Origin of the sequence: Lysinibacillus sphaericus (assembly GCF_001629735.1) — a bacterium.
In the GTDB taxonomy this organism is placed as follows: Bacteria; Bacillota; Bacilli; order Bacillales_A; family Planococcaceae; genus Lysinibacillus; species Lysinibacillus pinottii.
In genome coordinates this window covers 4,394,808-4,414,762 of the sequence record NZ_CP015224.1, presented here as the reverse complement: position 1 = coordinate 4,414,762, position 19,955 = coordinate 4,394,808, and the positions used below count along the sequence as shown (strand labels likewise).

Here is a 19,955-nt window from a genome sequence, read left to right as displayed (position 1 = left end):
CATTATGCCTATCTTCTTTGTGAATTGTTCTATAAAGAGGAATTAGAGCCATATAAAAAACGTGGTGTGCAGTTATTAAATCTTCGTAAGATTACAAGACAACATGAAAATATAACTGGCGTAATGATTCAAACTAAGTTGCAATTTCAGGCAGTCCTTGAACAGGAATTTCCTGAATAATCGAGGTCTTTGGAGATTTATATTCTAATTTTCACTATTAACTCTTCAGAGTTCCCTTCATCAGAAGATATTTTAAAGCAAGTGAGTGAGTAATCTATTACAGACCAAATAAAAAAACTTTACAGTTAAAAGCCACTGCAGCTCGTAATCCTTTTGAAAAAACTGTTTACCAGAGTCATATTTTAGGTCTTGATATGTATATAAATATCCTTCTTCAATACAAAGAGCATCTATCAAAGTTAGAGTAAGAAATAGGTCCTCGCTAAAGAAATTGATGAATATAGTATTATCAAATTTATCCCAGGTATCGATGAAAAAATCCCTGCAATATTACTTATGAAATTGATGAATAGATCGATTTAACAACCCTAAATAGCTTGTGGCTTTCGCTGGAGTTGACCCAAGTTGTTTACGAATCAGGTAAATTTTCAGCGACCAAAAATACCATTTAGTCATTTGATAAGATGTTTATTATAGTCAATCCACTTTTCCATCTCTCTCTCAACAGCTCTATTTTGCCATTCAAACCAAATACCAGAACATTCACTATAATAACTATCTACCACGTTCTTTCTATGCATTATCTCTATAAGTAAATATAGTTTTTTTACGGCAACTGTAGCAAAAGATTTCTTTTTCTTTATAAAATTCCATATTAAACCTACCTAATGATACTTATTTCTTTCATTTAGTAGATACAAAATGAAATAGAGACAATCATATAATATGATTGTCTCTGAATTAACTTTTAAAGAAACAAATTTTAGGGAAATAAGTTTCTTATTGATCTACCACTGACTGGGTTTCTTCGCTCCTGCTAGTTTTACTCTCCTCATATGTTACCATACAAGTCCAAACGGCTAGCGATCCACACTACTACAAACCCGCTGCCATCTTATTAGCCTCACTGGTGCTGACACACCTCTTCTAATAAGACTTCAAACGTTCCACTACTTCCATCCCTTATTTTGATTTCCTTAGGTTTCCACTATCCAGGAATAAGAACGACCGGTTTAACAGTCAATTTATCGATCGCCACTATAGCATTGCATCTGGATATACAGTGAGCTCCTATGCTTTATTTCACACCGTACACTCGCTTACCCTGCCTACATGGATTCGTCTGCCTAACCATAGAAACCTTTTAAAGAACCGCGCCCCGGTACCACTGGGTACGACTTCACCTGACTTCATCCCTTTTGTGTGATTCAGCAAAGCATTAAACACAGAAGGATTAGGCTGTTGTAGATTAATATCTTCTAATAATAAGAATTAATCCACAAATTGGAGGTTTTAGTTATAAAGAAAACCCCATGTTTCCTGCTAAATGCAAGACATGGGGTTTTCATTTCCACTCCATTCACTGAATAATTCAGTTTATAGAGTAACGTTTCATTTAGTTTTATTCAGAAACAGTAACTTTTACAGTACCAGTTTTAATTACTTTATCGCCTTTTAACACTTGCACTAAGATGTTAGCTTCACCTTTAGCTTTAGCAGTTACAGCTAAACCTGTTGGATCAGTAACTTCAACATTTGCTGCAGAGTCTGAAGTAACTTTTAATGTTTCACCAGTACCAGCTACAAAACCTGTAATAGTACCATTATCTGTAGTACCTAATACTAAATCTGGAGCAACTAATAACGATGAAATATCTTCAACTTTAGCAGCATTGTAGGCTGTAATAGCAGCAGTTAAATCAGTTTTTGCATCAGTTAATTGTTGTAATGTAGCAGCTGTGTCATTTTTAACTAATTCTGCTACATCAATAGCAACTTGTAGAGCATCTTTCGATCCAACAATTTGGTTAGTTGCTGCTGTGCCTTCTGTTCCAGTAGCTTTTGCATCTTTTGCTTTAGTGATTTCATTGTTTAAATTTGTTTTTGCTGCATCAAGTGATAAAGTTCCAGATGCTTCAACTTTAGTAGCTGTTGTTTTAGTGAAATCAGCAATTGCATTTTTCTTATCACCATTATCATCAGTGATTAATTTAGCATTTTTTGCTGTAACTTTATAAGCAGTTGCAACTTCACGGTTGTCACTAAGTGTAATAACAACTTGGTTATTATTAGCTATAGCAACACTGTAATCTTTAATTGCTAAATCTTTATTATCAGATACACGAGTTACAGTAAAGTCTGTGCTTAAAACTTCTCCAATAGAAACACTAGTTAAGTTTTCTGAGAAAGTGAAAGTAATTGTTTCTTTATCAACAACAGGCTCTCCTACAACAACTGGTGCAACAGAATCTAATAAGTTAATACCAGCTTTAATTGCGATTGGAGTATTATTTGTACTTTCGTTTCCTGCAATATCAACTAATTTAGATAAATTAACTTTTAAATCTAAATCAGAAGCGTTTGTGTTAATTTCATCTTTGAATTTAACTGTAACAGTTGAAGTACCATTCACTTGAATAGAATCAATTTTATGTGATTCAGAAGTAAATGCATTTGCAGCTGCTGAGTTAATAACTGTAGAGAATTTAACTTTTACAGTTTTTCTATCAACTAATTCTGCTGTGTATTTTGCATCATAATCTTTGTCGATTTTAGCAAGTTTTAATGGCGTTGATGTTGATGATAAAGTAATTTTATTTTCTGAACCATTAAATTTCTTATGCACGTTACCAGAAGTATCTTTTACTCCCATAACTTGTAATTCATTTACATTTACTTTACCAGATCCAGAAATTGCTTTACCAGAAGCAAATACAACATCGTCACCTTTAATTGTCTCTGCAAAAGTAATAGTTACTACTGTAGCATCATTTGAAACTGAAAGTGTAGCAACATCTTCTGATAATGTTTGTAAAGTATCATTGATTTTTACTAGGTAGTTTGAATAGTCAGCTAAAGATGCTGCATCCATTTTTTTGTCGAATTTTAAAACAACTTTTTTAGCTTTTGCATCAGCATTGATTACATGTTCATAATCTGGACCTTCTTTATCTGATCTTGTAAATTTACCAGTGTAATCTAGCATTGTATTGTTAAGTTTTGTTGCATCTTTAACATTCTTAATTGTAATTGTATTTTCACCAACACTTACTTTTGAGTATAGGTCAATAATTACAGATTTAGAATCTTTTGAATCAACAGTTACTTTATCAACAGAAACTACTTTGTCGTCTTTGTCTTTAACTGTGTAGTTGCCTGTTTTTATAGCAGACTCTCCATCAACAGTTTTAGAGAATGTAACTTTGATAGTTTTTTCATCAAGAGCAGTTACTTTTCTTACTTCTGGACGAGTTTGGTCGATTTCAGGAGTTACAGTAACTTTTGTATCTTTAGCAATTTTGTTATCAGAGTAATCTTTAATGTCTTCTACGTACACATCTACTTTTCCAGTTGGAAGAGTTTTTTCAGAGCCTTTGAATACGAATTTGTATTTATTATCAGCAATACGCTCGAATTCAGATGCTTCTTTCTTAGAATCTCCAGATTTCCAATAAACGTTTGAAGCTTTTACAGTATCCATGTCAATATCTTCTGAGAATGTTAATGTAACAGTTTCAAGTGTTGCAGTAGCTTCAGTTACTGTTGGTGCTTCTTTATCTTCAACAACTTTAAATTCATGCGTTGAATTTAATGAAACAAAACCAGCGAAGTCTTTTGCACCAGAAACAGTAAGCTTATGATCGCCAACAGAAAGTGCAGAAGAGCTGTAAGGTGTTAAGATAACTGTTTTATTACCAGCACCCATAACAACATTCCCGAAGTACGCTTTTCCGTCTAAAGTGAAGTTTGTAGAACTTAAGTTCTCAACAGGTTCAGATAATGTAACTTTTACAGCTTTTGTTCCTAAAGATTTAACTTCAGTAACTTCTGGAATTTTATTATCTACTGCTGTAAATTCAACATTTTTCACATTGATTTCTTTATCGCCAGCTTTTACATTAGAAATGCTAATAGCATCAGCTTTGTTGTTGTTAAGTTTATCAGTTAGTGTAACAGTAGCTGTTTTATTATCAGCAGCTAAAGATACAGATTTAATTGTTTTACCTGATTTTAAAGCGTAGTTAGCTGCATCTTCAGCTGTTTCTTTATCAACAGTACCGTCGAATTCAACTACTACTTCTTTAAGGTTAGTTGCAGATACAGATTTAACTGCAGTAGCTGTAGTTACAACATAAGTAACTTTAGCTTTGTATTCAACATCCTTAATTTTGAAAGTAACTTCTGTTTCTTTGTTAGGCTCTAAAGCTTTTTCTAAAGTAACAGTTTCTTTAGTACCGTCAGATAAAGTAACGTTTAAAGTTTTAGCGTCAACTACTTCGATTTTGTCAACTTTTGGAGTAGCATCTACGTTTTCAATAGTACGTGAGAATACAACTGCGAAGTCTTGGCGAGTAATTGGAGCATTTGGGTTTAAGTTTGTTTTACCATTTGCTTCAGAACCTTTGATAACGCCGTTTGCAACTGCGATTTCTAGGTAAGATTTAGCCCATGGTTTAACAGTAGAAGCGTCAGCGAATTCGCTTAGATCGCCTTCACCCTCTAATTCGAAAGCATCTACTAAAATTTTAGCAGCTTCAGAACGAGTTAATTGTTTGTTTGGTGCGAATTCAGTAGCACTTACACCTTCAAAAATTCCGTTTTCTACAGTTGCTGCGATAGCATCGTAGTACCAAGCATCAGCTTTAACGTCTTTGAAGTTTACATCACCTTCTGCTTCTAATTCTAGAGCGTTAGTGAAGATTGTAGCAGCTTCCGCACGTGAGATAGTTTTAAGTGGGTTGAAGTTGCCGTTAGCATCCCCTTGGATTACACCAGCGTCTACTAAAGATTGAACTGCTTCTTTAGCGTAGCCAGAGATTTTGTTGAAGTCGTTTAATTGTGCAGCAGATGCTACAGGTACGATTGCAGATGCAACTAATGCAGCTGTTGCTGATGCCGCGAAGAACTTACGGCCTTTGTTTTGCTTTGCCATTAATTTATTCCTCCCTAATATTCCTAAAAATTGATATTATTCCAACGAAAACTATAGTACCACCATAATTAGTTGCCTAAATTTATGTATTATAGCTTTCTCGAATAATTCAAAACTAAAGCAAATTTTCTTAGTAAAGTTACTAGAAAATGAGTAGTAGAATACCATTCTAGTAAGCTTATTCACTTTCTACAATAATATAACATTATCTTTTCCGAAATTCAAGCATTGGGACATAAATTTAGATATAGAAGATTTTTTTACCATGGACCTTACTAGATGGCTACTTTCTTCCAACTAATTTTACCCTCATTTGTATTGGTAACATATAGTTCCATTTCCTATTATACCTGACTCTCCATAATAACCAAGCATTTTCTGGAATGGTTACTAAATTGTCAAAAATTAAAGACTCCCGTAACATTTTAGTTATATTTGTAAAGAAACAGAAACATAGCTAGAGTTTTTTAGCGAATTCCGCCTCTTTCCTATCACTTTTAAGAGTTTCTTCATTATTAAATAATAGCTAATTCTATCTGTCCTTATGTTGTAATAATAGATTACCTTTTTTTGTGATACACTTTTGATAGTTTGATAGAACAATTATCAGCTATTGAAGGGAGCTTGAAAAATGAAACGAAAATTTCCTCTTTACGGGGCAGTGCTTGCAGGTATGCTATATCTTGCACCTACTAGCGCTTCAGCAGAAGATATTTCGAAGCACTGGGCCTATCATGAAATGAACTATCTTATTACAAACGATTTAATGAAGGGTGATGAATTTGGCAATTATCGTCCAAACGATGCTGTTACTCGCGCTGAATTCGCAGCATTTCTAGTCAGAACACTTAACTTGCCAGCTACTTCTAGTCAAGCAACCTTCTCAGATGTAAAGAAAGGCGACTGGTATTATGGAGTGATCGAGCAAGCTAGCTATCATGGATTGATTAAAGGTGACGACCAGGGCAAATTCAACCCGAACGCACATATTAATCGTCAGGAAATGGCGGCTATGTTAAAAAGAGCTCTCCACTATCAAAATATCAATACATCTTCCTCCCCTATTAACTTTAGTGACAATGCTCGTATCGCCAAATGGGCCTATGCTGATGTACAGGCTGTCGTAACATCAGGTCTACTTGTAGGGAAGCCGAATAATCAATTTGCACCACTTGCCCAAACAACTCGTGCTGAAGCAGCGACCGTTCTCTATCGTTTACTTCATTTAGAAGCACCAGAAACTGGTGGAAAGGAATATATAACAACCAATTACTCATTTGACTATTCTTCGGTGGTGAATAAACAAACTGCCAATAATCCAAAGGTAGACGGTGCTGGTATTTTTACGGCTAGCGACGCACTAGTGTCATACTATGTACACCCAAAGAGCGTTATGCAGGATAGCCCATCTTTTTATCAATTTTTAAAATTATCAACTGTGGTTAATAATTTGAATGCCAAGGAACTCAATGATAAGGTACTTGCTAATAAAGGAAGCTTAGCAGGTATGGCTGATGCCTTTATTCAGGCGGGTGTCGATAACAATGTAAATGCTATCTATCTGTTATCACATGCTTTACATGAAACCGCTAATGGGGCCTCTGCGCTTATGAACGGAATTGAGGTTGGCTTAGATACGGGTGGAAAACCAGTGATGGTTACTCCTGAAAATCGAGACAGTTTAACCGCTATTAAGAAAACTTATAATGCTTATGGTATTGGAGCTATTGATGCTGATGCCAATAAATTTGGTGCTGAGCGTGCTTATACAAATGGTTGGTTTACCGTACAGGATGCGATTATCGGCGGCGCTCAATTTGTCAAGGATCAGTATATTAGTAAAGGACAAGACACATTATATAAAATGCGCTGGAATCCAGATAATCCAACCGTCCATCAATATGCTACACATGTAATGTGGGCAGTTATTCAGGCGAAAAAGATTTATGATATTTATGAATTAGTTGGGGCACATACGTCAACTAATTTAGTGTTTGATGTTCCTGCTTATCAGGGTCAGCCTTCCGCTCCATCTTTACCAAGTCCTACGAAGCAATATGCTTTAGATTCATATATAGCTGGGGCAATCGGAAAGGCTACTACTAATCTCAATATGAGAACATATCCTAATACTACAGATGCTGCATCCATTATGACGAATTTACCTAAAGATACATCCTTCAAAGTACTTGGAGAAAATGGTGGCTGGTTTAAAGTAAGCGTCAATGGTCAAGAGGGCTGGGTGTTTGATGATTATGTTCAACTTGAAAATGGTTTACAGATTGTCAACATGAACATCATGCTCAATGTCCGAAGTGAACCATCTACGACAGCCCCTATATTAGGTACAGTTAAACCAAACGGCTTTATTATTGGTGCAGTAGATGATAAAGGCGAATTCAAAAAAAATGGTGCCTGGTATCAGGTTATCTATAACGGCAAAACCGGCTGGGTACATGGCGATTATATTGTAAAAAAATGATTTCCTACGATTTTCTAAAAAAAGAGTGCGACATTGTCTCGCACTCTCAGACTGTAGACAAAAGCCGTCGAGAAGTTCATTCTCGATGGCTTTTGTCATTTCCATATTTAACTCTAATTGAAGCTTCTCTTCATAAGCCCGTGTTTCTTTTCGCACAACCTTTTTATCATACTTTCCTTTATTCGCACTCGCTTTCACATGCGTGGAATCTATAAATAAATGGTCTGCATGGAGAATTTACTTTTCAACACCCTATGTAGATGGAGTACTTTATGTAGAAATTGATTGGAACGAAGAGCGGCGACTCCTGCGGGAAAAGCGGGAAAGTCGAGATCCTGGACTGAGCGAAGCGAGGGAAGCAGCTCGACCCCGCCCGCGGAAAGCGTCCGCCCGTAGTGGAAATCAACGGCTTTACTTTATTTCATTGTAAAATAAAAAGGACTGTAGGCAAACTCTCAAATTTTTTGAGTTTGTCTACAGTCTGAGAGTGCGACATTGTTTCGCACTCTTTTTTTGTCTTCATTGCATGAATATAAAACACTATATAATAGAAGAAACTCACCCCCCCTCTGTTATGAGCACCACTATTTCCTCCTAAAAAAATCAGTGCATTTTTTAGTTTGTTTCTTGTATGTGCAATAGAATCCTCCTTTTTATAACGCTGAATCCCCTTTTATGCAGCCTATAGCCATAGCTGAACTATTATCGAAAATTTCCTGTCAATATTGCTTTTATGGTATGATAGATTGCAGTGAAAAAGGAATTACAGAAAGGTTTGAACACTATATGAGGCATGTAACGATTATGGGCGTACCCTTTTTACATATTAGTCAGCAAGGGTTTGTAGATCTACTTGTTAATCGTATTGAACAGCAAGAAAAGACTTTCGTTGTGACAGCCAATCCTGAAGTTGTCATGCAGGCAAATGAAAATCCTACTGTGAAGGGCTATTTAAATCAGGCAACCTACATTTGTGCGGATGGTATCGGTGTGGTAAAGGCTGCTCAAATCCTTGGAGATTCACTTCCCGAGCGTGTAACAGGCTATGATACCATGGTGAAATTGTTAGAGGTAGGTCAGCAAAAGCGCTTTAAAGTTTATTTATTGGGTGCACAAAAAGAAACAATTGAAAAGACCATTGCCAATATTCATAAGAATTATCCAAATGTTGAAGTGGTAGGCTATCAGGATGGATTCTTTGATTGGAATAATAATCATATTGCGGACGATATCGCAGCATTACAACCTGATCTGGTGTTTGTCGCTTTAGGAGTACCGAGACAGGAAAAATGGATTACTGAAAACCTAGACAAGTTTTCAAAGGGCGTATTTATTGGTGTGGGTGGCTCCTTCGATGTCATCGCGGGCACTGTGAAGCGTGCACCAGTCATTTGGCAAAAGTTAAATCTTGAGTGGCTTTATCGACTACTACGCCAGCCAAGTCGTTTTATAAGAATGCTTGTTCTTCCACGTTTTGCTTTAAAGGTTTTCTCATTAAAGCTTAGAGGGCAGGGCACAACAAAATGAGTCAATCAACATTTGTCAAAAGTACACTCGTTTTAACCATTGCGACATTACTTTCTAAGGTGATTGGCAGTATTTTTCGTATTCCACTTCAAAATATTGCTGGTGACGAAGTACTTGGTATTTTCAGTCTTGTCTATCCTGTCTATATGGTGGCTTTGTATTTATCTGTTGCAGGTATCCCTATTGCTATTTCTAAACTGATTGCGGAGGCTAACTCAAGTAAGGATACTGCCAAAATAAAGAAAATTTATGTAACCGCAAGAATCCTTGCCCTATCGTTTGGCGTCATTAGTTTTACAATCATTTACGGTTTTTCAGGGCAGATAGCGAATGCACTTGGTGGACCATCAACAGAAATTGCCTTAATTATTGTGGCACTGACATTACTTGTGGCTCCTTATATGGCCGTCTATCGTGGCTTTTTTCAAGGCTTTGGAGATATGCGACCGACTGCCATCTCTCAAGTAATTGAACAATTAGTTCGAGTTGCATTAATTCTAATTGTTGCGTACTTCCTAGTTGCGATGGATTATTCAAATGATATCGTAGCTGGTGGAATTATGGCTGGTTCTGTCCTTGGAGCACTCGGTTCACTTGTTTATTTACTCTATAAATATTTCCGTTCGTCGGTAAAAGTAACGAGCAAGGAGAAATATTCTAGTAAGGATTTCTCCACATATAGTAAAACTATATTAAAAATATCCATTCCGATTGCAATTGGTTCTGTTACAATGGCACTTTTTAACTTTGTGGATTCCTTTACCGTTACATATGGGTTAAGAAGTGCAGGGGCAGACGCAAGTGAAATTAGCTTCCTTTATGGGATATATGGTCGAGGGCTAACATTAGTTCAAATTACGACGGTATTTGCGTCATCAATTATTTTACCGCTAGTGCCACTAATTACTACTAAGCTTGCTGAACGTAAAATGGATGAAACACGCAGTATTATTGAACAAACACATCGTATGACTCATCTTATATCGTGGCCAGCTGCGATTGGACTGCTAGCCTTAACCTTGCCTTTAAATCTAGCTCTTTTTACAGACTTAGAGGGAAGCTTAATGTTAGCCATGATTAACCTTAGCTCGGTCTTTACATCACTAACACTCCTTGGGACAGGCGTTTTACAGGGAATGAATGCTGCTAAAACAGGCGCTCTTATTATTTTAAGTGGTGTTGTTTTGAAGGTGTTTGCGAACATCTTCTTCATTCAAGCATTCGGTCTAGATGGTGCTGCCTATGCAACATTATTGGTGTACTTTGTGTTATTTATTGTGAATACTGTCTTTATATATCGTATGATTCGCTTTACTGTTCTTGGAAAAGATACGGTGAAAATGATTGTGTCTTCCATCGTAATGGGAGCAGCCGTTGGTTTACCAACGCTTTGGCTTGATTTTACACATTGGTCTCGTATGTGGGCAATGGGCTATCTGACTATTGCCATCATCATTGGAGGAGCTATTTACTTCCTTTTACTATGGCTAATGAAAGCTATTGATAAACAAGATTTAAAGAAAATTCCTGTTATCGGAAAAAGATTTTCATAAATAAGAGAGGTAGGACACTTATGTCGAAACAGAAATGGCTTTGGGGGATTATTGTTCTTTTACTCGTCGTTTCCTCCACAGGTATCATGATGAGGTGGAATGCGGAGCAATCGAATGATTCTTATGAAATCGTGATTCCCTATGATGAAATACAAACTGCAAATAAAAACAGTGATTTAACAATTGATGAAATCCTTTCCTCCTTAAAAGAAGCTGGACTGACAACTGTTAGTCTTGAGCCTTTAACATTAAAGGAAATGGAAAAACAAAATTTGATTACTGTCTATAAAGAAAACGACTTAGCAGCACAATTATTATTTACACCTTATAAAGATGCTGTTGATGTTACAAAGAGTGGCTCTTATATTCGAGTACCTGAAAATGAAAGCTACCGAAAGCTTATCATGGATAGTGTTGAGCCGGAGGAAGTTCAAATAGGAGAAGAGGCTTTTTATTTTCTCCCTACTTCTAACCATAACTTTGATTTAAAAACACCAATTGGCTACGATCAGCCTGCTATCGATATGATTAGTAAGCATGGCCTAGGCTATGTCTTTAAAGTTGAAAATGCAGATAATGAAGTGGCTAACGCTAAATTGGTGAATCAGTTACTCGCATTAAAAGATGGTTCTTCTGGTCGCTTGCTTGGTCAAGGTGACGAAGCAATTGGCTTTGGACAAGAAAAAGGCAATCAATTAGTTGAAAAACTAAGTGATGCGGGCTATTACTTCTATACAATCGAAAGTAATCCATTGAAGGGCGAAAATAAAATCGCCCAAATGACCGATTACAATATGATTCGTTTGCATAGTATTAACATCAACAGACAAACGAAATTAAAGTTAAATGAAAGTATTGACCGTACAACAAGAGCTGTAAAAGAGCGTAATATCCGTTCTATCTTCTACCATATTAAAACAACTGGTAATGCCAAGGAAAATGTGGAGCAAACTATTGACTACTTAAATGGAGTACATGACGCAATGCCAGATCATTTCCAACCTGGCGAGCCAAAGCTGTTTGATCAGGTAGCTGTACCAGCTTGGGTCACAGCAGCTGTATTAGTAGCAGGTATTTTATTTACCTTTATCGTTTCAGACTTAATCAAATGGATGCCTCTACGAATTGCGGCAGCTGGATTTATGACAGTACTAGCCATTGCGTACTTTATCCTGAAAAGTACTCTATTTTTACAGGCATTTGCACTAATTATTGCAGTCCTTGCACCTACCTATGCCGTAATTAAATCAGCACAAGGGTCTACGAAAATGTCTAAAATACTTGTGCAATACTTGAAGGCAGTAGCGATTAGCCTTATCGGGATTGTTATTGTCATTGGCTTATTAAATGGCAACGCCTTTATGACAGGTTTTGCTACGTTCAAAGGCGTGAAGTTAGTTTATCTGATTCCAATTATGGGCGTTCTACTATTTACATTAATTGAGATTAACCGACTAGCTGATCAAAATATTAATAAATCTTTATCTAATACCGTAACATTGTTAAACAAAGAATTAAAATATTGGCATGTACTCCTACTAATTGTCGTGGCGGGTATCGGTTTATTTTACATTAGCAGAACTGGTAACTCTGGCTCAGTTAGTGATTTAGAATTAACGTTTAGACAATGGCTAGAAAATACCTTATATGTACGACCAAGAACGAAGGAATTCTTAATTGGTTTCCCATTCTTTGTTTTAGCTTTATATGTAATGGGCATCAACCGCAAATGGGGTAGTATCTTACTTGTACCAGGTGTTATCGGATTCTTATCGATCGTTAATACATTTACACATTTACACATCCCAGTAGCTGTTTCAGTATTACGTACTCTATACAGCGTATCTCTTGGTTTTGTTATAGGACTAGTATTTATCCTTATTTTTAAATTCGGTTATCGTTGGGTTTCTAAGGCAATCGCGAGGTGGTCATAATGCACATTGTTTTATCGGGCTATTATGGATTCGATAATGTCGGAGATGATGCTATTCTGCTTTCCATCATTCAAGCTTTGAAAAAATGGGAAAATGATATAGAGATCACTGTATTATCTAATAACCCAACCGCTACTGAGCAAACCTATGGTGTAAAAGCCGTCAATCGTTGGAAAATGAAAGAAATCCATCAATTGCTTAAAACAGCTGATGGACTCATTAGTGGCGGTGGTAGTTTAATGCAGGATCAAACAGGCATGAAAACTATTCCATACTATGCGGGCGTGATTCAAATTGCAAAATGGCTGAAGAAGCCAGTATTTGTTTACGCCCAAGGTATGGGCCCAATCAACCACTCGCTTAGTAAATTAATCGTGCGTAAAACCTTTAACAAGGTTGAGCAAATTACGGTTAGAGATAAAGCCTCCCAAACTCTTTTAACAGAGATTGGTGTACGTAAAGAGACTAAAATTGTGCCCGATCCTGTTATGGGACTCAATGGTGGCGACTTTCATTGTGAATGGTTAGATCAAGAATCCCTAACGGCAGAAAGCTATATTTCTGTTAGTGTTCGTGACTGGCCATCTACAATAGCATATAAAGAAAAAATTGCTCATAGCTTAGACCAATTAGTACGTCAGGGTGAGCAAATCGTTTTCTTACCAATGCATGGTGAACACGATTTAAAAACTTCTCAGGAAGTGGCAGCACTCATGCAGGAAAAAAGCTTAATTGCTCCTTCTGATTTATCCATTGAGGAAAAAATTGCGGTAATTGGACAATCTCAATTATTGATTGGGATGCGACTCCATTCCCTCATCTTCTCAGCCATCTATGCTACACCTTTTATCGCCATTTCGTATGATCCAAAAATTGATGCATTTGCTGATATTGTTGATCAGCCGGTTATTGGGCATGTCGAGAAGGATGATTGGAACGGTGTCACATTGTTCGAACGTGCGATTGCCATGTTAGAATCGTATACGACGGTTCGAGAAAATATGCGTCATGCTGTGCTACCCTTACAGCATGAAGCTACGGCAACGGCTAAATTAGCGATTGAGACTTTCTCTAAATAAACATTAAAAATGATGAATTTCAATAGTAATTGAAATTCATCATTTTTTTCCGATTTCTAATAATTTTAAAATGGATTGTGCCTGCTGCATATGCATCGCCAGCACATATTGACTGGCCTGCATTAAAATCTGAGCCTTCACCATATTCATCATCTCTTTGGCAATATCAGCATCTCGAATTCGTGACTCTGCTGCCTGTAAATTTTCTGCGGTGTTCACATTGGCATTATAGGCATGTTCCAAACGGTTTTGATAGGCGCCAAGGCGGGAACGTTCACTGGATACGCGTTTTAAAGCGTCCTCCATAGAAGAAATAGCCTTATCTGCCTCATCTCTAGTAGCAATCGAGACATCTTTCAAACCAAGTGCTTCTGAACCGACACCATTAATCAACAGTTCAATGCTCTGTCCTGCGTTGGCACCTGCCTGAATTTTAATCCCATTTGTTTCATAATCGCCATTCAGTAATGTCTTTGTATTAAATTCGGTATCGGTTGAAATACGTTGAATTTCCTTCTTTAACTCTTGGAACTCTAAATCAAGTTGTTTCCGATCCTCATCTGTTAATGTATCATTGGCTGCCTGCACTGCTAGTTCTCGCATACGCTGAATCATCGCATGTGTCTCATTCAATGCGCCCTCTGCTGTTTGCACTAATGAGATACCATCCTGTATATTCTTTGCCGCCATATTCAATCCACGAATTTGAGCACGCATTTTTTCAGAAATGGCCAGACCAGCTGGATCATCTGCTGCACTATTGATTCGGTAACCTGTAGAAATTCGTAACATTGCTTTACTCATAGCACCATAATGTCGATTCATATTATTCAGGATCGACATCCCTGTAGCTGACCAATTACCTAGCATTTACTCACCACCCTTTTGCCACTTATATCGGTCTATCCTCCGCTTTTTTAACGTTCCATCGGTAATAGTTTCCAATATAGTAGGATTTATTAATTATTTGTAGGAAAGTTATTCATCCCTTTAAACTTTTGACCTACCTGTGATAATAAAAGCACCCCTTCTCCTAGTAAGAAAAGTAGGTGCTTAATGGGTATACCATCTATTCAATTTTGAAACCTCCAAGTTGATGGTTCTTTTGCTGCAATAGATTAAAAAAGAGTGATTTATTGTTCTCTAATAATGCTTGATCGATTAAGTAATCCAGATTTCTGTTCTCAATTTCTGCAATAAGCTGATCAATTTCACCTACAGTCACTGTAGAAACAAGAGGAAGTTGCTTCGGTGTAGCGCTTTCAAGTATAGGTGCCAGATGATCATGGACGTTGGTAATAAGAAGTAGCTGATAAAGTGGTAATCGAATAAATCGATTGCCCTTTTGGAAAACAAACACCTCAGATAAATTTTCAATTTGTTGTGTCTTCATGTTGATAATCATCTCTTTACCTTCTATGGGAATGAAATGGAAAATCTCATTCTCTTTTAATATAGAGAAATATTGATAAGCAAACACGAGACGTAATTTGTCCCCAGTGATTTTTGTATAAAACGGCTTCATGTATTGAACTTGCATCATCCTTCATCCCTCCCGATTATCTGATTATTCAGATTTTAACACAAATCAAAAGTCTTGTTAACTATCTTTAATTCAATTTCCTTCTTTCTGATCATTCAGCTTATCATTGCCGCATTTTAATCGTATAATGGAAGGACAGTCTTTTTTCCTTTACTACCATTAATCCATATTTAACATAGCCATCTATAAAGAAAGGAGTGAGGTTATGGCATTGTCAATATCGCAATTGGCTAAAGAGCATCAAGCATTTGTGTTAACTAAATTAAAAGAAGCTGAACATGATTTACATCCTTCCTCTACGGAAGATGAAGAACTAGTCCGTCGTGCGGTCTTTTCGGTTAGAAATAAGTCCATTATTTTTGACCGTTTTAATGGAGCCAGTTCTATATTATATGCAACTGTCCAGGATGTCAGACCCGCTTCTGTTGAAATTGATTTCGTCAAAGAAGAGCTACGCTGTAGCTGTCCACAACCAAAATGGTGTCGACATCAGGTAGGTACATTACTTGCTCTTTACCAGTACTTTGATTCCGTTCAAAATTGGTCGAGTGCTTGGCGTGCTCAAAAATCTGTTCAGTTAAAATCATTAGCTGATGAACGTAGCCCTCAAAGTTGGTCATTGATGGTTGAGGAAGTAATGAAACGATTATTGCCACCAGGTCGTATTTTAGAGGGCTATGGCCTTTCTGCTATAAGGACTGATGCATTGGAGCGTCTTCGTCGACATATGCCCTTTGAACGTGAATGGCAGCCTCTTTATAAACTGTATATGGAGTTAGCCATTTTCAATACTATTTGGCGACATTTGAATGAAACACCAGGCCATTCACTGGATTCACCTTATATGAAATACTTTATTGATCAAAGCAGTCAATCTTTTGAGAGCATACTTACAGAGCTGACTAATCGATCTCGCCTTTTTGCGACTGATTCGTTTTATGACGCTCTCCAAGTGGAAGTACGGAAGTTTTTATTAGAACGACATGGACTATTTCCAAATCGACTTCACCTGTACATGCTACTTTGGGCGGTACTTTTTTATGAAAAGCCTCGTCGTGAGCAGGAATTAGATTATTTAAATAATCTTGAAAACCCTTCGGCAGAAATATCCTTAGAATCATTAAGATTATTATTTTATGTACTCTTACAAAAGGAGGACTTACTGCTTGAAAGTTTGAAACATATTGATTTGCAGCAAATGCAGGATCTTTTTGAACTCGCTACTTTTGCTCAGCGTGCTGGCGAATCACATGCTCTGGCTATTATTTTACGAGCAATTCTGCCAATGACAGCAGCCTTTTTGCAGGAAGTCGTACCAGTTGTACAACGTGCTCAGTATGTTCGTCAATTCCAGGTTTTATTTGATGAAATACAGCTTACCGAAGAAGAGGAAGCCATTCTATACAGCGCCTTCGGAGTCTACGGCCTTCAACCATTCTCTTCTTTCTTAATTAAAAAAGGACGTTATCGAGACTGGGCAGCGCTTCATCAATTAAATCCTTCGTCTCTATCTTATTTAGAGATGTGTGGATTAAAGGATGTATTACAAATTGAACCAGCTACGGTTTTACCGCTATATCATGTTTATGCAATGGCGGAAATTGCTCAAAAATCTCGCTTGAATTATAAGCAGGCAGTACGCATTTGGAAAAGTATGCGTACTGCTGCAAAACGGGCAGGTAAAACAGCTTATTTTGAAGCATATATACAAACAATCCGCTCAGAATACAAACGACTCCGTGCGTTACAGGAAGAAATCGAGAAAGGAAACTTAGTATGATGACAATAAACGCCAACTCTCCTTCCCCTTTTTCTAAAACACAGCAGCTTCGTATCGATGTAGCTCGAGAAGGATATTTTACGTTGCAGGGATTTACTGCAAATGGTACAACAATCGACGTAGATACATTCGTATCTTCATTGTTCTTTACCTATGAGGCAAATATCTATGGCTTACTAACAAATCAGGCGGATTTATCCATTGAGGTTTCCGCTGCTGAGCTTCTTGATATTTTTTCATCAAGCTATCAACATCCCTTTATCAGCTGGGTTGGTGCAAATGAAGATAGTAAAAAATGGCTAGGTAAAGTATTGGCGTTACAGGATTATTGGCAGGAGCCCTCTCTTTGGTCACATGCTGTCATTGCAGAGGATTTTTCTTCACTAACCTTCCCTCTCGACGATATAGATTCTGCATTATTAGAAACTGCGGTGCAGCAAAAACTTTCTCAAGTAGGGCTAATACTTTCTGATTTACCAAAGCTATTGCCCTTTTTCTTACGAGGTGGCTGGCCATTGGATCAAACACGCCAAGTTGGTGCCATTACCGTTTCCTTACGATTAAGTGAACCAGAAGAAGATTCCGATGTCTGGCTCTTAGAAACGGTCCTTAGCACCGCTACTACAAAAAATTACTGGACACCTGCTATTCGTAAGCAGTCATTACTTATAGAAGATGCACTCCCTACAAAATGGCGTATGTTTGCAACTGAAATTGAGCAGCAACAACAACAAATAGTTCAACTACTATCTAAAGATGCTATTAGTAGTGAAACCTTCATTCGTGTAACACTTGAAGATATGGAGGTACGATCTTTTTTACGTGAGGATCTTGCCAGATTACAGGCACTTGGCTTCGATGTTGTGCTCCCAGCATGGCTAAAGGATTTAAAGCAATCCAAATTCCGTGTCCGTGTGACAACTAGCAATGCATCTACAAAAAAAGTCGCTGGATTAGATGATATTCTAACATTCAAGTGGCAATTTTCGATGAATGGACAGACAATCTCACCTGAGCAATTTAAAAAGTTAGTGGAAGAAAAGCGTGAATTTATTCGTATAGGGACAGAATGGTTCCGTGTTGACGCTAACTGGATGCAAGAGATGCGTGCGTTAATGCAGCAGGCAGAAGACGAAAGCTGGACTGTCAGAGAATTGTTATTCAGGGAATTACCCGAAGATTTATCTGCACCTATTGAAGAAGAGGATGCTGACGATGCGCTTCGGGATGATCCTATCTTTGCATTAGAGATACAGCAATCGTTAAAGGCTTATATGGAACAGCTCTTAGACAAAAAGGGTTTACCTGCTGTACCCATTCCAGCGACATTACAAACAGAGTTACGTCCTTATCAAATTGAAGGCTTTGAATGGCTAGTCTTTATGCGTCAGCAAGGTTTCGGTGCTTGCCTAGCCGATGATATGGGTCTTGGCAAAACCGTTCAGATGATAGCCTATTTACTTCATATATATGAAGCAGTAGCTGATTACACAAAACCATCTATTATTATTTGCCCAACATCAGTGCTGGGTAACTGGCAGAAGGAGCTTGCTCGATTCGCTCCTTCACTAATTGTCCATACGCATTATCAAACTAACCGTGCAAAAGATGATGATTTCAAAAAAATGGTATTGATTGATAGGCCACATGTTATTTTATCAACCTATGGAACGGTGTCACAGGATACAGAATTTTTACAGGATATTGACTGGGCAACGGTTGTTTTAGATGAAGCTCAAAATATTAAAAACATGCAAACTTTACAATCAAAAGCCATTCGTAAATTACTGGGTGACCATCACATTGCCCTGACTGGAACGCCTGTAGAAAACCGTCTGTCTGAGCTATGGGCAATCTTTGATTTTATTCATAAAGGCTATTTAGGTAGCTTTGGTCGCTTTAATGAAGATTTTATATTACCAATTGAACGAGATGAATCTGAATCCCATAAACAAAAGCTACGAACAAAAATTCAACCATTCTTATTACGTAGGACAAAACGTGATCCTCATTTGCAGCTGAACTTACCAGATAAGCTAGAGTCAAATGAGTATTGCCCATTAACAGCCGAGCAAGCTTCTCTCTATGAGGGCTATATTTTGGAGACGCTTGATCAGCTGGAAGAGTTAACAGGGTTTCAAAAAAAAGGACGCGTCTTAAAAATGCTCAGTAAATTAAAGCAACTATGTAATCATCCTGCCCTATATTTAAAAGAGCCTTTCGAGGATGCCCAAACAATGCTTGCACGTTCGGCAAAGTTAGAGCGCATTGTGCAAATGGCGGCTGAAATTGTGGACAATGGCGAGCAATGCCTCATTTTTACACAGTATATTGGAATGGGACAATTGCTCCAGCATTGTTTAAGTGAATTATATAATGTAGATGCACCGTTTTTAACAGGTGCTATGCCTAAGCAGCAAAGAGACCGCTTAGTAGAGGCGTTTCAGGCAGGAGATTTTCCTATATTTATTCTTTCCTTAAAAGCAGGTGGAACAGGACTTAATTTAACAGCTGCTAATCATGTCTTACATGCAGATCGCTGGTGGAATCCCGCTGTCGAAAATCAGGCAACCGATCGTGCTTACCGCATCGGTCAAACACAATTTGTGCAAGTCCATAAATTTGTAACACTTGGCACAATTGAAGAAAAGATAGATAAAATGCTAGCGCAAAAATCAGCGCTATCAGAAGAACTAATTCAGTCAAGCCAGTGGTTAACTGAATTAGAGGATCAAGAACTTCGTGATCTCATTACATTAGATATATATTAATAACAAGCGCCAAGGGTTCTTGGCGCTTTTTCAGTGGAACCATGTTTACTTCTCTTCTCTTCCCTACTTACTTCATATCCATATTCAGTTGTGTTAAAAATTTCATTGCTGTGCGGTCTTCAGCAACTTTTCCGAAAAAAATTGGTCCACATCATTCCTTTCTGTTACTACGG

The 19,955-nt window shown here is 37.4% G+C and carries 10 protein-coding genes and 3 pseudogenes; 9 read left to right on the top strand and 4 right to left on the bottom strand.

All coding sequences use genetic code 11. From position 1 onward, the window contains the following. Positions 1 to 6: 6 nt before the first annotated feature. Positions 7 to 252 (top strand): annotated as a pseudogene (locus A2J09_RS24710) (IS110 family transposase); the annotation flags it as partial. Positions 253 to 305: 53 nt separating this feature from the next. After that, positions 306 to 617 (top strand): annotated as a pseudogene (locus A2J09_RS24705) (transposase); the annotation flags it as partial. Between the two features lie 965 nt (positions 618 to 1,582). On the opposite strand, the gene A2J09_RS21575 reads toward A2J09_RS24705, so the two are convergent. Further along, on the bottom strand, positions 1,583 to 5,113 hold the full coding sequence (locus A2J09_RS21575; protein ID WP_012292791.1) for an S-layer homology domain-containing protein: 3,531 nt from the start codon (positions 5,111 to 5,113) through the stop codon (positions 1,583 to 1,585). Between the two features lie 631 nt (positions 5,114 to 5,744). Here A2J09_RS21575 and A2J09_RS21570 point away from each other — a divergent pair. Beyond that, on the top strand, positions 5,745 to 7,595 hold the full coding sequence (locus A2J09_RS21570; RefSeq protein WP_012292790.1) for an S-layer homology domain-containing protein: 1,851 nt from the start codon (positions 5,745 to 5,747) through the stop codon (positions 7,593 to 7,595). Positions 7,596 to 7,694: 99 nt separating this feature from the next. Here A2J09_RS21570 and A2J09_RS23545 read toward each other — a convergent pair. Continuing rightward, a pseudogene (locus tag A2J09_RS23545) lies at positions 7,695 to 7,832 on the bottom strand (IS5/IS1182 family transposase); the annotation flags it as partial. A 549-nt stretch (positions 7,833 to 8,381) separates the two neighbouring features. Here A2J09_RS23545 and A2J09_RS21565 point away from each other — a divergent pair. From A2J09_RS21565 to csaB, 4 genes are read left to right on the top strand one after another with little or no spacing between them, the layout of a single operon-like run. Further along, positions 8,382 to 9,122, top strand: coding sequence for a WecB/TagA/CpsF family glycosyltransferase (locus A2J09_RS21565; RefSeq protein WP_031418530.1), 741 nt, complete (start codon positions 8,382 to 8,384; stop codon positions 9,120 to 9,122). Next, the gene (locus tag A2J09_RS21560) at positions 9,119 to 10,675 is read left to right on the top strand and encodes a putative polysaccharide biosynthesis protein (protein WP_012292788.1); all 1,557 of its coding nucleotides are present in this window, start codon (positions 9,119 to 9,121) and stop codon (positions 10,673 to 10,675) included. The genes A2J09_RS21565 and A2J09_RS21560 overlap by 4 nt, the downstream gene beginning before the upstream one ends. 20 nt (positions 10,676 to 10,695) lie before the next feature. Continuing rightward, a complete protein-coding gene (locus A2J09_RS21555) occupies positions 10,696 to 12,609 on the top strand; it encodes a DUF5693 family protein (protein ID WP_012292787.1) in 1,914 nt (637 codons plus the stop codon). Then, on the top strand, positions 12,609 to 13,688 hold the full coding sequence (csaB, locus tag A2J09_RS21550) for a polysaccharide pyruvyl transferase CsaB (RefSeq protein ID WP_012292786.1): 1,080 nt from the start codon (positions 12,609 to 12,611) through the stop codon (positions 13,686 to 13,688). Before A2J09_RS21555 ends, csaB begins: the two co-directional genes overlap by 1 nt. Positions 13,689 to 13,727: 39 nt before the next feature. Here csaB and A2J09_RS21545 read toward each other — a convergent pair whose 3' ends face one another. After that, positions 13,728 to 14,558: a flagellin N-terminal helical domain-containing protein gene (locus A2J09_RS21545; protein ID WP_012292785.1), complete on the bottom strand. Its 831-nt coding sequence runs from the start codon at positions 14,556 to 14,558 to the stop codon at positions 13,728 to 13,730. A 199-nt stretch (positions 14,559 to 14,757) separates the two neighbouring features. After that, complete coding sequence (locus tag A2J09_RS21540) at positions 14,758 to 15,231, bottom strand: hypothetical protein (protein WP_031418525.1); 474 nt, start codon at positions 15,229 to 15,231, stop codon at positions 14,758 to 14,760. Positions 15,232 to 15,436: 205 nt separating this feature from the next. On the opposite strand from A2J09_RS21540, the gene A2J09_RS21535 reads away from it, so the two are divergent. Together A2J09_RS21535 and A2J09_RS21530 are read left to right on the top strand one after the other, a co-directional pair. Next, positions 15,437 to 17,011, top strand: coding sequence for a hypothetical protein (locus A2J09_RS21535; RefSeq protein WP_012292783.1), 1,575 nt, complete (start codon positions 15,437 to 15,439; stop codon positions 17,009 to 17,011). Next, on the top strand, positions 17,008 to 19,782 hold the full coding sequence (locus A2J09_RS21530) for a DEAD/DEAH box helicase (RefSeq protein WP_031418523.1): 2,775 nt from the start codon (positions 17,008 to 17,010) through the stop codon (positions 19,780 to 19,782). Before A2J09_RS21535 ends, A2J09_RS21530 begins: the two co-directional genes overlap by 4 nt. Positions 19,783 to 19,955: the final 173 nt, after the last annotated feature.

Bases quoted from the DNA above. Each gene is read 5' to 3' on its own strand.
- A2J09_RS21575 (WP_012292791.1), bottom strand. From the start codon at position 5,113: ATGGCAAAGCAAAACAAAGGCCGTAAGTTCTTCGCGGCATCAGCAACA.
- A2J09_RS21570 (WP_012292790.1), top strand. From the start codon at position 5,745: ATGAAACGAAAATTTCCTCTTTACGGGGCAGTGCTTGCAGGTATGCTA.
- A2J09_RS21565 (WP_031418530.1), top strand. From the start codon at position 8,382: ATGAGGCATGTAACGATTATGGGCGTACCCTTTTTACATATTAGTCAG.
- A2J09_RS21560 (WP_012292788.1), top strand. From the start codon at position 9,119: ATGAGTCAATCAACATTTGTCAAAAGTACACTCGTTTTAACCATTGCG.
- A2J09_RS21555 (WP_012292787.1), top strand. From the start codon at position 10,696: ATGTCGAAACAGAAATGGCTTTGGGGGATTATTGTTCTTTTACTCGTC.
- csaB (WP_012292786.1), top strand. From the start codon at position 12,609: ATGCACATTGTTTTATCGGGCTATTATGGATTCGATAATGTCGGAGAT.
- A2J09_RS21545 (WP_012292785.1), bottom strand. From the start codon at position 14,558: ATGCTAGGTAATTGGTCAGCTACAGGGATGTCGATCCTGAATAATATG.
- A2J09_RS21540 (WP_031418525.1), bottom strand. From the start codon at position 15,231: ATGATGCAAGTTCAATACATGAAGCCGTTTTATACAAAAATCACTGGG.
- A2J09_RS21535 (WP_012292783.1), top strand. From the start codon at position 15,437: ATGGCATTGTCAATATCGCAATTGGCTAAAGAGCATCAAGCATTTGTG.
- A2J09_RS21530 (WP_031418523.1), top strand. From the start codon at position 17,008: ATGATGACAATAAACGCCAACTCTCCTTCCCCTTTTTCTAAAACACAG.